This is a genomic window from Streptomyces sp. NPDC031265 (assembly GCF_055570295.1).
Genome location: NZ_JBVIHM010000014.1, coordinates 143,980 through 155,122, shown reverse-complemented (window position 1 = coordinate 155,122; position 11,143 = coordinate 143,980). Strand labels below are relative to the sequence as shown.

11 protein-coding genes are annotated in these 11,143 nt (G+C 71.5%); 5 read left to right on the top strand and 6 right to left on the bottom strand.

Annotated features, from left to right (window positions below; genetic code table 11):
- Positions 1 to 43: 43 nt before the first annotated feature.
- Positions 44 to 2,254 (bottom strand): NACHT domain-containing protein, encoded by a 2,211-nt coding sequence (locus ACZ499_RS22415; protein WP_468677332.1) that lies wholly within the window; start codon positions 2,252 to 2,254, stop codon positions 44 to 46.
- Complete coding sequence (locus tag ACZ499_RS22410) at positions 2,254 to 3,150, bottom strand: DUF4231 domain-containing protein (RefSeq protein WP_468677330.1); 897 nt, start codon at positions 3,148 to 3,150, stop codon at positions 2,254 to 2,256. The genes ACZ499_RS22415 and ACZ499_RS22410 overlap by 1 nt, the downstream gene beginning before the upstream one ends.
- A gap of 71 nt (positions 3,151 to 3,221) precedes the next feature.
- Here ACZ499_RS22410 and ACZ499_RS22405 point away from each other — a divergent pair, with 71 nt between their 5' ends.
- Positions 3,222 to 4,136 carry an SDR family oxidoreductase gene (locus ACZ499_RS22405; protein WP_468677328.1) on the top strand — a complete coding sequence of 305 codons (915 nt, stop codon included), beginning with the start codon at positions 3,222 to 3,224 and terminating at the stop codon, positions 4,134 to 4,136.
- Between the two features lie 12 nt (positions 4,137 to 4,148).
- Here the strand turns inward: ACZ499_RS22405 and ACZ499_RS22400 are convergent, their stop codons facing one another.
- The 3 genes from ACZ499_RS22400 to ACZ499_RS22390 form a co-directional block, all read right to left on the bottom strand.
- Positions 4,149 to 4,985, bottom strand: a complete 837-nt coding sequence (locus tag ACZ499_RS22400) for an enoyl-CoA hydratase/isomerase family protein (RefSeq protein ID WP_468677327.1) — start codon at positions 4,983 to 4,985, stop codon at positions 4,149 to 4,151.
- A gap of 102 nt (positions 4,986 to 5,087) precedes the next feature.
- The gene (locus ACZ499_RS22395; RefSeq protein WP_468677325.1) at positions 5,088 to 5,828 is read right to left on the bottom strand and encodes a PIG-L deacetylase family protein; all 741 of its coding nucleotides are present in this window, start codon (positions 5,826 to 5,828) and stop codon (positions 5,088 to 5,090) included.
- 48 nt (positions 5,829 to 5,876) lie between these two features.
- A complete protein-coding gene (locus tag ACZ499_RS22390; RefSeq protein WP_468677323.1) occupies positions 5,877 to 7,196 on the bottom strand; it encodes an alpha/beta fold hydrolase in 1,320 nt (439 codons plus the stop codon).
- 494 nt (positions 7,197 to 7,690) lie between these two features.
- Here ACZ499_RS22390 and ACZ499_RS22385 point away from each other — a divergent pair, with 494 nt between their 5' ends.
- Together ACZ499_RS22385 and ACZ499_RS22380 are read left to right on the top strand one after the other, a co-directional pair.
- A complete protein-coding gene (locus tag ACZ499_RS22385) occupies positions 7,691 to 8,047 on the top strand; it encodes a PRC-barrel domain-containing protein (protein ID WP_468677322.1) in 357 nt (118 codons plus the stop codon).
- A 57-nt stretch (positions 8,048 to 8,104) separates the two neighbouring features.
- Positions 8,105 to 8,275, top strand: a complete 171-nt coding sequence (locus tag ACZ499_RS22380) for a hypothetical protein (protein WP_385535039.1) — start codon at positions 8,105 to 8,107, stop codon at positions 8,273 to 8,275.
- A gap of 42 nt (positions 8,276 to 8,317) precedes the next feature.
- Here the strand turns inward: ACZ499_RS22380 and ACZ499_RS22375 are convergent, their stop codons facing one another.
- Positions 8,318 to 8,605, bottom strand: a complete 288-nt coding sequence (locus ACZ499_RS22375; protein ID WP_385535041.1) for a hypothetical protein — start codon at positions 8,603 to 8,605, stop codon at positions 8,318 to 8,320.
- 124 nt (positions 8,606 to 8,729) lie between these two features.
- On the opposite strand from ACZ499_RS22375, the gene ACZ499_RS22370 reads away from it, so the two are divergent.
- Together ACZ499_RS22370 and ACZ499_RS22365 are read left to right on the top strand one after the other, a co-directional pair.
- Positions 8,730 to 9,116, top strand: a complete 387-nt coding sequence (locus tag ACZ499_RS22370) for an effector-associated constant component EACC1 (protein ID WP_468677320.1) — start codon at positions 8,730 to 8,732, stop codon at positions 9,114 to 9,116.
- Positions 9,117 to 9,118: 2 nt separating this feature from the next.
- A complete protein-coding gene (locus tag ACZ499_RS22365) occupies positions 9,119 to 11,137 on the top strand; it encodes a caspase, EACC1-associated type (RefSeq protein ID WP_468677318.1) in 2,019 nt (672 codons plus the stop codon).
- The last annotated feature ends 6 nt before the right edge of the window (positions 11,138 to 11,143 follow it).

Genomic DNA, 11,143 nt, shown 5'->3' with positions numbered 1-11,143 from the left:
CAACGGTGCGTCCGGAAGTCATTCTGCACGCCCGCGCCCCGCCTCATGCGCGGACGCCGGAACGCGGCACGAGCTCGACTCCCGGCAGGCTGCGCCGCAGCCCCTCCAGGTCGAACTCCCCTGCGGGCAAAGGGAATCCGAGCACCCGCAGACGCGTCGCACCGGCGAGTGCGGCGAGTGCGGCGGCCCCGGGGTTCGGCGACACGTCGAGGAACACCACACCGGTGCGGGCGAGGGCCGTGAGGTCGGAGAGGGACGGGCATCCGGTGATCCGCAGCGTACGCAAGCGGGGCAGCCGGGGCAGCCCGTCGAGGTCCGTCAGGGCCGGGCTGTCGGCGATGACCAGCGTGCGCAGCAGGGGCAGGCGGCCCAGGACGGCGCACGGGGGCGCGGCGTCACGCCAGACCACGTGGTGGACGGTGGCGGCGAGCCGGTCGAGGTCTGGCGGGAACTCCGCGCCGGAGAGCTCCAACATCCCGGGCCCAGCGGCCACTTGCCGTGGCGCGGTCGTCCACGACTCGACCCGGACGGACTCCGGAGCGGGCCGGGCGGGCGGCCGCTGCACTTGGGCGGCCCGCAGCCTGCGGGCCGCGACGAAACGGCGGACCAGCTCATGGGCTGCGGGGCCGCCGATCCGCTGGGCGGTGCGCACGATCATGCCTGCTTCGGGGCCGTCGGGGTCGAGACCGTCGGGTGACGGCATCAATTCCAGCACCAGCTCACCCACTTCGGCGAGGGCGTCCGCCTCGGCGGGTGTCCGGGGCGGGATCAACTGCGCCAATCGGAACTCGATCTGTTCGCGGACGGCGGGGTCGACTTCGGTGGTGTAACCCAGCGCTGCCGCAGCGAGCAGATGGAGCCGGACACGGCTGTCCTTGTCCCGTTCGGCGCGGTCCAGAAGCCCATGAAACAGTTCCTCACGCTCGCGGAGCCGGGCATGGCCGAACGCCATGAGCACGACGTCCTGCCAATTCGGATCGCCCGCCCTGGCCACCAGTAGCCCGAAGTCCCGCTGTTCGACGGCCGCTTTCGCCGCGAGGTAGGACTGGAAGCTCCGGTGTGCGAAGCCGATGCGGTCGGGCACGGAGTCCTGGAGGAGGCCGCTGCGCTCCCGTAGATACGCGAGGACCGTCTCGGGCGTCCCTTGTTCGGCGACCGCCGGGAGCGACGGCAGCAGCCCGGCGATCAAGCCGTGGGCTCTTGCGAGGTCCACCTCGGTCCGGCCGTTGCGCTGCAACCAGTAGGCGAGGTGTTGCAGCAGCTGGGTCTGGGCCTCTCGCCCGAAGTCGGTGATGTCGTGCGTCGAGATGCGCCGCTGTTCGTCCCGTCGGGTGAGCATCATCGAGAGCACGGCGTCGTAGAGACCCCACCGCGTCTGGGGCAGCAGGCCGCCGCTCTCGTCGTAGACGACGCACAGCAACGAGCACAGCAGAGGGTTGCTCGCCATCTCCCGCAGGTCGGGCCGTTCGACGACGGCGTCCAGCAGCGCGCCACGTTTGCGCTCCAGGTCCGCCCTTTCCGCCGGGTCACCCGTGCCCGCCGAAGTCGCCGCGTACCACCGGGTGATGAGTCGCTGAATGTCCATGGAATTCAGCGGAGCCAGTTCGAGGGCGGCGAACTCCCATTCCGTCAGCCATGATTCGGGCACGGCCTGGGTTCGTGCGGTCACGACGTACGAGCAGTCCGGATAGGCGGTGAGCAACTCGCCCAGCCAGGAGCGGATCCCGGCCCGTTCGGACTCCTCCACCTCATCGACGCCGTCGATGAGCAGGAGCCCCCTCCCGGCCGCAAGGACGCGCTCCGCCCAACCCACGGGCTGCTCGTCCGCGATCATCAAACCCGCCGAGGCGAGGAACTCCGCAGGGCGTGGCAGCCCGCCGCCCAGCTGAAGGTATCTCATCGGCAGGACGAAGGGGATGTGTTCGTGCAGATGGTCGTACGCGGTGCGCTGCCCCTGCGCGGCCGAGACGGCCATGTGCCACAGCAACGTCGTCTTTCCGGAGCCCGCCGCACCACGTACCAGCGTCCGCCGACGCCCGGCCAGCGCCGTCCCCGCCGTCGTTTCCGTTGGCGCCCCGGTATCGCCGAACGTCGTCAGGTCGGTGTACAGCTCGCGCAACGGCCAGCCGCCCCGGGGCCGCCTCGAAACGAGGTCGAAACCGAAGACCTCCACCCGGTCGTACTTCCTGGCCACGAAGTCGAGGTACCGGCTCTCGAAAGCCGCATCCGACAACGGCACAGCGGACTGTTCCATCAGCCCACCGTCCAGCGAATCATCCACGCCTCGTTCTGGATCGAGATGACATGCTCGCACTCGGCGACGAACGCCTCGGCCGCCTCGGGCGTCCCCACGGCCCCGGGCACGCCCTCCCAGCGAGTGAGCAGGCGCTCCAACTCCTCAGCCGTACGCATGAATTCGAGCTGCTGGTACGAGTACCGCTGGGCGATGGCGTGCGCGGTCAGCGCGACCGAGACCGATGCCACCACCGGCACCCACGCGGCGAGGCCACCCGCCGAGAACACGCCCGCGAACGCCGCCAGCACGGCAGCCAGACCACCGAGACCCAGTTCCACGCGGCCCACCAACACGACCTTCCTGCCCATCCACTCGGCCTTGGGCCGGTAGTAGGTCTCGATCTGTCGCCGCAGGCGGTACCCGACGTACGAATCGAGGTCGGTCACCGGCGGCAGCGGCCTCGGAAGGGCGGCGATCCCGGCGGTGTACCGGATCAGATCGCCGCCGTCCGTCCGGTACGCGCGCCCGCGCTCGGCCAGCAGCGCGCCCGCGCCCTCCGGGTCCCGGTAGGGCCCGACCCGCGCCAGGCAGGTGTAGACCTCGGCCTTCAGCGCCTCGGACACGGCGCGCACCCGGATCCAGTCGCTGAGCCGGGCCGCCCCGCCGCGCTGGGCGAACAGCGGCGCCGCCCCCGCCGCCACGGCCGCGGCGAAGGCGAGCGCCTTGCCGGCCACCTCGTTCCGGCCCATGGTCTCGGCGGATCCGGTCCCCAGCACCGCAGCAAGGATGGCGAGCAGCAACGCCTTGCTGCGCGCGCCCTCCACGGCCTTCTTCAGCCGGTCCGCGCTCCGCGACCAGACGTTCTGCTGGTCCCAGACCGCCGCTATCGACGATTCGTACTGAGTCAGTGCCACAGAAGGATTCTGACGGCTTCTCAGCGATCGTGTCTGGTGGATTCGCGGTGTTGACGGTAGGGATTGCCGCCATGACGGCCGACACCGCACCCCCCGGCGCCCCGCTCCCGGGCCTCCCCGCCCCTCCCCCGCCCGGCGCCCGCGCACTCCCGCCGGGAACGTACGACGGGACCGTGGTCCTGGTGACCGGCGGTGGCTCCGGGCTCGGCAAGGCGATGGCCGCCGAATTCGCCCGTTCGGGTGCGGACTTGGTGATCGTGGGACGCACCGAGGAGCGGCTGAAGGCGGCCCGGGAGGAGTTGGCGGGGCTGGGTGGGCGGGTGGTCGTCGCCGTGTGCGACGTCCGGGAGCCGGAGCGGGTCGGCGCGGCCTTCGACCTGGCCGAACGGGAGATCGGGCTGCCCGGCGTGCTCGTCAACAGCGCCGCCGCCAACTTCCCCTGCCCCGCAGAGGACTTGTCACCCAACGCCTGGCGCGCGGTCGTGGACATCACACTGACCGGGACCTGGTTCACGACCCGTGAGTTCGGCCGCCGCCATCTCGCGGCCGGGACGCCCGGGTCGGTGATCAATGTGGGGGCGTCGTACGCCTGGACGGGCGGCCCGGGATACGCCCACTCGGCGGCGGCGAAGGCCGGGGTGCGCAATCTGGTGGAGACGCTCGCGGTGGAGTGGGGGCCTTACGGCATCCAGGTCAACGGGCTCGTTCCGGGGCTCTTCCCGCACCCGGACATGCCCGAGGCCATCCGGTCGGGGCTGGAGGACGCGGCGGCGCGCGGCGAACTCGTCGCCCGCCAGCCCGCGTTACGGGTGGGCGAGCCCCGGGAGCTCGGCTGGGCGGCGACCTTCCTGGCCTCCCCGTACGCCCGTTTCATCAGCGGCCACACCTTGGTGGTGGACGGCGCGAACTGGCAGCGCCGTACGGTGGTCGCCGCGCCGGTGACACCCGTACGGGAGCAGCTGGGGAGGGAGGGGTTCCAGGGCTGAGCCCCACCAGCGTCATTTTCCGTCGAACGTCGGCGGGCGGCGGGCCGCCTTGGCCGTGTAGCCCTCGCGGGCGTCCTCGGAGGTCAGGGTGAGGGCGGCGGCCATGGCCGTACGGTCGAGAGCCTCGGCCAGCCCGGCGTCGGCGAAGGCGTCGAGGTTCCGCTTGACCGCCCGCACGGCGAGTGGGGCATTGGCCGCGATCTCGACAGCCAGCGCTCTCGCCTCCTCCTCCAACTCCGCTTCTGCGACCACCTGTTGGACGAGGCCGAGCCGCTCGGCGGTGGGTGCGTCGATGCGGCGGCCGGTGAGTGCCAGGAGCTTCGCCCAGCCCGCACCCGCGTCCCGGGCGATCCGCAGGTCGCCGCCCGCGTCCACGGCGACCCCGATCCCGGTCTCGGGCAGCGCGAAGACCGCGTCGTCGGCGGCGACCCTGATGTCGGCCATCAGCGCGAGCTCGAAGCCGAAGCCGAGGCAGTAGCCCTGGACGGCCGCGACCACGGGCTGCGGCAGTCGGGCGAACGCGGCGAAGCGCTCGTGGACCCAGCGGATGCCCTCGTAGTAGCGGTGGGTGCGCTCGGCCGGGGAGCGGCCGGTGATGGCGCCGCCGGGGGCGGTGACGTCGATCCCGGCGCAGAAGGCCCGGCCGTCGGCGCGCAGCAGTACGGCGCGGATCGCGTCGTCGAAGCGGATCCGGTCGGCGAGGAGGCCGAGCTGACGGCTGGACTCCCAGCTCCAGCCGTTCAGCTTCTCGGGGCGGCAGAGGGTGAGCACGCCGAGCCCTTCCGCGGTGACCTCCAGGCGTATCCGCTCCTCGCCGTCCGGGATCTCCCGGTCGAGGGTGTCGATCAACGCGCCCCCATTCCCGTACCACCGACCTGAGTTGACGGTACGTCAGAATACTGGAAGCCGGGAACGGGCGGGGAAGCCCCGCTCGGCCCTCTGCGCCCTCCCCTACCGGGGGAACAGCTCGAACGCCACCGCCGGGCGGCCCCCGAAGCGGGCGGCCGCGCGTTCGGCGTTGGCGGTGAGGAAGTTGCGGCAGTACGTCTCGGGCTCGTCGTTCGTGAGGCCCTCGATGTAACTGCGGTGCTCCATGAGCGAGTCCACCGACCGTTCGAGCCCGGCGGTCGCCTCGACGGCGTGGGTCGGGGAGTCGGAACCGGCCACGGCCACCCATCGCACACCGTTCCAGGGCTGGAGGCCCTGCTCGATGAGCTCGGGGAAGATCCAGCGGTTGCCGGCGTCCCCGGCGGCGTCGAGGGTGGCCCGGCCGACGGCCCGGTGGTCGGGGGTGTTCCAGATGACGCCGCCCCAGGTGTCCCGGTGGTTGAGCGTGATGACCAGTTCGGGGCGGTGCCGGCGGATGGCGGCGGCGATGTCCCTGCGCAGGCCGCTCCCGTACTCGATCACACCGTCCTTGTGGTCGAGGAACTCCACCGCCGAGACACCGACGACCGCCGCGCTCGCCCGCTGCTCCTGCTCGCGCAGCGGGCCGCACTTGGCGGGCTCGATACCGTCGATGCCCGCCTCGCCACGGCTGGCGAGCAGATACGTGATCTCACGGCCCGCGTCGGTCCATCCGGCGATCGCGGCGGCGCACCCGTACTCCAGGTCGTCCGGATGGGCGACGACCGCGAGGGCGCGCTGCCAGTCGTCGGGCATCTCTTCCAACTGCTCCAACTGCTCTGTCATAGCCGCAGCTTACGAGCCCGGACGGGGCGCCGCCGCGCCGCCTCTCGGCTACAACTCACCCCGTACGAGGCCGAGAAGCCGGTTCAGTACGCGCTCGCCGCCCGCTCGTACGCCGTCGTGCTCGTACTCGTCGGTGACCCAGGTGCGCAGCCCCCGGACGGCGTGAGCGGTGGCCAGCGAGTGGGCGGTGTCGACGTACATGTCGTCGTGGTAGACGGCGGCCGCCACCGGCACCTCGTTGGCGGCGAGCGCGGCCGGTTCGTACAGCGGGGTCCAGTCGGTGCGGGCGGCCAGCAGATCGGCGGTCTCGCGCAGCCGGCGCAGCGCGGGATCGGTCTCGAAGTGCCAGGGGTGCACGGATTCGCCGGTGAAGAGGACGGGGCCGTCTCCGGCGAGGGCCTTCTCGGCGGAGAACCGGGGGAACTCCGAGCGGACCCGGTCGGCGGACCAGTCGGTGGGGCGGGCGTCCTGGGCGTAGATCGCCTCGTGGAGGACGGCGTAGAGGGGGTGACCGGCGAACGAGAGGGCCGCGTGCACGCCTTCCTGGAAGGCGTCGGAGAGCGCGGGGCCTGCGGCCGTGCGTACGAAGGCGTCTTCGAGGAGGTAGTGCAGCTGGTGGGCGCCGTCGCCACCGCCGAGGAGGATGCCGAGCGACTGGAAGGCCGCCGGGGTCAGCACGTATCCGCTGGTCAGGACGGTGTGTTCGGTGGCGAGGTGCTCGATGACGCGGCGCACCCGCTCGACGTCCTGCGGATAGCGGGCGTAGTACGCGGCGTTCTTGCGCTCGATACGGGGGTAGGCCGCCCGGTACACGTCGTCCGCGTGGGCGTCGAGCGAGGGCAGTCCGCCGGTGATCAGGACGGCGGCGAGGCCTTCGGGCGCGGTGGAGAGGTAGTGGGTGGCGCAGAAGCCGCCGAAGCTCTGGCCGAGGACGGTCCACGGCGCGCCGCCGGTGAGCCGGCGGCGGATCAGCTCGCAGTCCTTGACGATCGAGTCGGCGCGGAAGTGGGCGAGGTAGTCGGCCTGTTCGTGGGGGCCGCCGTGCAGGGGGAGGGTCTGGCGGTTGGCCGGGGTGGACAGGCCGGTGCCGCGCTGGTCGAGCAGGAGCACCCGGAAGTCGCGCAGGGCGCGCCCGAGCCAGGCCTGCTGCCCGATGAACCGCCGGGCGCCGAAGCCGGGGCCGCCCTCCAGATAGAGCAGCCAGGGCAGCCGCTCCCGGTCGGCGGCGTGACCGGCGGCGACGGCTTCGCGCGCGAAGAGCTCGATCTGCTCGCCGTCGGGGCGGGCGTGGTCGAGCGGTACGGCGAACCGGTGGTCGACGAGGACGGTTCCGGGCTGGCGGTAGGCGGGCGCGCTGGCGGTGGTCAAGGGTGCGGGCTCCTGGTCTCGGTCGTACGTCCGGCTCGGCCCAGTGGATCACACCGGCCGGTCCGCGCACTTCCCCGCCCGCTGCCATCCGGCCGACCCGGAGCGCACTCCCCCGGCGGCGGTCCGTGTGCGTACGGCCACGGTGGCTCCCAGCGTGGATCCATGATCAGGTTCGAGCAGGTCAGCAAGGTGTGTCCGGACGGCACGAAGGCCGTCGACGGCCTGTCCTTCGAGGTGGACGAGGGAGAACTGGTCACTCGGCCGGGGCCGGTACGGTGGTGGCCGCGCTGTCGATCGGCACCGGTCCCGACGCCCCGAAGGTCCCGGTCGCCCTCCAGAAGGATCTCCGCGAGCCGTCCTTCGGGTCGAAGCTGACGCGGCTCGGGTGACTTCGGGGGCCCATGGGCGTGGCGACTGTGGTGGTCGTACGGGATCGGGGGCAGGCTGGAAGGGCGGAGACCCGCCGATCCGGGTCTCGACCGGAGGAAACGACCATGATCACATCAGCCGATGTCCGTGAGTGGCGCAACCAGGCCGTGATCGACCCCAAAGGGCACAAGATCGGGGTGCTCGAAGCGGTGTACGTGGACACGAGCACCGACGAACCGGCCATGGCCACCGTCCTGACCGGTCTGCCGACCCGTCGCCGCCTGGTCTTCGTCCCCCTGGACGAGGCGGTCCTCGGCCCGCACTACGTCAAGGTCCCGTACGCCCGGGCACTGGTCCGGCAGGCCCCGTCCATCGGGACGGACGACGTGCTGCCCGCCGAACAGGAGGAGGCGATCTTCCAGCACTACGAGATGGAGTACCGCCCGGGCACTGCCGGCGAACGCCGGCTCGCACGCCGCTGACCGCACCGCCCGCCCACGACCCGACCGTCCTCCACCGACGAAGGAGATGGCCACATCATGGCGCTGTTCCTGTTCCTCATCCTCGTGGCCGTCGTCCTGGGACTGATCGGCGCGGTCGCGGACGGCCTGGGCTATCTGCTGGCCATCGGCGTCGTCGTCCTGGTGGCCGACGTCGCCTTCTTCACCAGGCGCTGGATCCGGCGCAGCCGTCGGCGGCCGGTGCGGTGAGGCCTGGCGGGCGGACGGCGGGGGCAGTCGGCTGCGCTGGTGCTACGACCGGTTGACCCGGCCGGCCACCGCGTGGCCGATCAGCAGGTAGACCACGGCGGGCAGGCCGTAGTTGAGGATCGTGCGCCAGTCGTCCGACTTGACGTTGAACATGTCGCGCGACCAGCCCGAGAGCCAGTTCGCCGCGTGGTGGACCCATGACACCAGGTCGTTCCCGGTGTTGGCGTCCAAGAGGAAGAAGGCGATCCACAGGATCAGGATCACCGCGGTGATGTCCGCGATGATGAGGATGATCGTCGCGGCCGGGTTTCCGCCATAGCGTCTGGACATGCCGACCGGGTTGCCGGGAGAGGGAAGTTGAAACCCGCTTCGGGTCCGCCTGATGTAATGGACTGTACTGTCCGTGCGGGACCACAGAGATGTGTGGGCTGCGGGTTTGGAGCGGGGACGCGTGATGGAAGTGCTGCTGGCGCTGGCACCTGACGAGGAGTCGGACGCGGAGGACGTCGAACGGCTGATGCGCCGACTGCGTACGGAACTACGCGAGTTGGACGTCGACGTGCTTCGTCCGGTGCCGGTCGGGGAGCTTCCGGAGCTTCCACCGGGCGCCAAGGCCAGCGACCCGGTCACGGTCGGGGCCATCGTGGTGGCCCTGAGCGCGTCCGGCGGCGTGTTCACCGTACTCATCGACACCCTGCGGGACTGGCTCGGCCGGCAGGCGGCCCGGCACCGCATCTCGGTGACGATCGACGGTGACACGATCGAGCTGGAGCACGCGACCGCTGAAGAGCGGCGGGAGTTGATCGACGGGTTCGTGCGCCGCCACCGGTCGGGCGAGTAGCCGTGGGCCGTCGGCTGGCCCTTCTGGTCGCGACGTACGAGTACCAGGACGCGGGCCTGCGCCGGCTCACGGCGCCCGCACACGACGCCGAGGCCCTCGCGGGCGTGCTGCGGGACCCCGACATCGCGGATTTCGAGGTCGCCACGCTCATCAACGAGCCCCACTACCGGGTCGGTGAGGCCATCGGTGACCTGTTCCGCGACCGGCGGCGCGACGATCTGACGCTGCTGTACTTCACCGGGCACGGCCTCAAGGACGACGAGGGGCGTCTGCATCTGGCGATGGGCAACACCCGCCGCGACAACCTGGCGTTCACCTCGCTGCCCGCCGAGCAGATCGACCGCGCCATGACCGGCTGCGCGTCCCGGCAGCAGGTGCTGATCCTCGACTGCTGCTACAGCGGCGCCTTCCCCGCCGGCCGCCTCGCCAAGGGCGTCGCCGACATGCACACCCTGGAACGGTTCCGGGGCAGGGGCCGCAGCGTCCTGACCGCCTCCGACGCCACCCAGTACTCCTTCGAGGGCGACCAAGTGCACGGCCTCGCCCCGCAGTCCGTCTTCACCCGCCACCTGGTGTCCGGTCTGCGCGACGGCAGCGCCGACCTCGACGGCGACGGGGACATCACCCTGGACGAGCTGTACGCGTACGTCCACGACAAGGTCGTGGAGGAGATGCCGCAGCAGCGCCCCAAGAAGCAGGAGAACGTCGAGGGCCGCATCGTCATCGCCCGCAACGTCAACTGGCAGCTGCCCGCGCACCTTCGGTACGCACTCTCCAGCCCGGTCGCCGCCGACCGGCTGGGCGCGATCGAAGGCCTCGCCCATCGCTACCAGGTGGGCAACACGACCGTACGGCAGCACATCTCGGAGCAGATGCGGCGCCTGTTGGACGACGACAGCCGCAGTGTCTCGGCTGCGGCAGCGGCGAGGTTCCACGCTCTGCTGGGCGTGAGCGACACGGAGCCGTCGGCCCCGGTCCCCGCCCCGGCCCCGCCCGCGCCCACCGCGGCCCCGACGTCCGGCGCGCTGTCCCTCTCCGCCGTGACGCGCCCGGCGCGCATCACGGTGAAGTGGTCCTTCGACGCCCGGGCATCCGTGCACGCCTCCCTCGCGATCACGAACGGCTTGGTCTACGTCGGCAACAACTCGGGGCGGGTGCACGCGGTGGAGAGCGCCACCGGGCGGGGCCACTGGTGCTTCGAGGCCGGAAACCCCGTCCACTCGGTGCTGGCCGTGGCGGCAGGGACGCTGGCCGTCACCGCGGGCCCGTACGTGCATCTGCTCGACGCCCACACCGGTACGGAACGTTGGAAGTTCCAGGTGCGCCAACGGGTCACCGCCCTCCCCGAGACGGACGGCGGGGCGGTCTACCTCGCCAACACGAACAGCGTGTACGCCCTGAACTTCGCCACAGGTGAGAAGACCTGGACGTACTGCCCGCGTATCGCACCCTTCCACTGGGTGGCGGCGGCGGGCGGGCTGGTGTGGACCGCCACCGAGCGGGCCGTGTACGGCGTCAACGCGGCGACCGGGAAGCGGAAATGGCGGACTCCGATCCAGGCCCCGGTCTCGTCCCGGCCCGCCCTGTCCGACTGGGTTCTGTACGTGGGCAGCGGCAACGGGCATGTGTACGCCATCGACGCCTTGACCGGACAGGTCAGGTGGCGCTCGAACCCCACGAGCAGCGGCGTGAGCGCGTCGCCGGCCGTGGCCGACGGCCTGGTCTGCGTCAGCAACGAGGCCGGCATCCTGTGCGGCATCGACGCGGCGACGGGCGAGAGCCGGTGGGTGTCCACCGAGCGCATCCCGACGCAGTCGCCACCGACCCTGGCTGACGGGACGGTGTACGTCGGCGGCGCGGACGGCCATCTGTACGCGCTGTCCGCCGAGACCGGGGCCGCACGGTGGCGGCTCCCCACGACCCGCCCGCTACGGTCGTCACCGATCGTTTCGGACGGCGTCGTGTACGTCGCCGACTTGGGCGGTTGGCTGTACGCCGTCGAGGACCACGGCGGGATGTGAGCGTGC

What these genes read in the sequence shown, in the direction of transcription:
- ACZ499_RS22385 (WP_468677322.1), top strand. Translation starts at nt 7,691, where the DNA reads ATGATCACATCAGCCGATGTCCGTGAGTGGCGCAACCAGGCCGTGATC.
- ACZ499_RS22375 (WP_385535041.1), bottom strand. Translation starts at nt 8,605, where the DNA reads ATGTCCAGACGCTATGGCGGAAACCCGGCCGCGACGATCATCCTCATC.
- ACZ499_RS22370 (WP_468677320.1), top strand. Translation starts at nt 8,730, where the DNA reads ATGGAAGTGCTGCTGGCGCTGGCACCTGACGAGGAGTCGGACGCGGAG.
- ACZ499_RS22395 (WP_468677325.1), bottom strand. Translation starts at nt 5,828, where the DNA reads ATGACAGAGCAGTTGGAGCAGTTGGAAGAGATGCCCGACGACTGGCAG.
- ACZ499_RS22380 (WP_385535039.1), top strand. Translation starts at nt 8,105, where the DNA reads ATGGCGCTGTTCCTGTTCCTCATCCTCGTGGCCGTCGTCCTGGGACTG.
- ACZ499_RS22405 (WP_468677328.1), top strand. Translation starts at nt 3,222, where the DNA reads ATGACGGCCGACACCGCACCCCCCGGCGCCCCGCTCCCGGGCCTCCCC.
- ACZ499_RS22415 (WP_468677332.1), bottom strand. Translation starts at nt 2,254, where the DNA reads ATGGAACAGTCCGCTGTGCCGTTGTCGGATGCGGCTTTCGAGAGCCGG.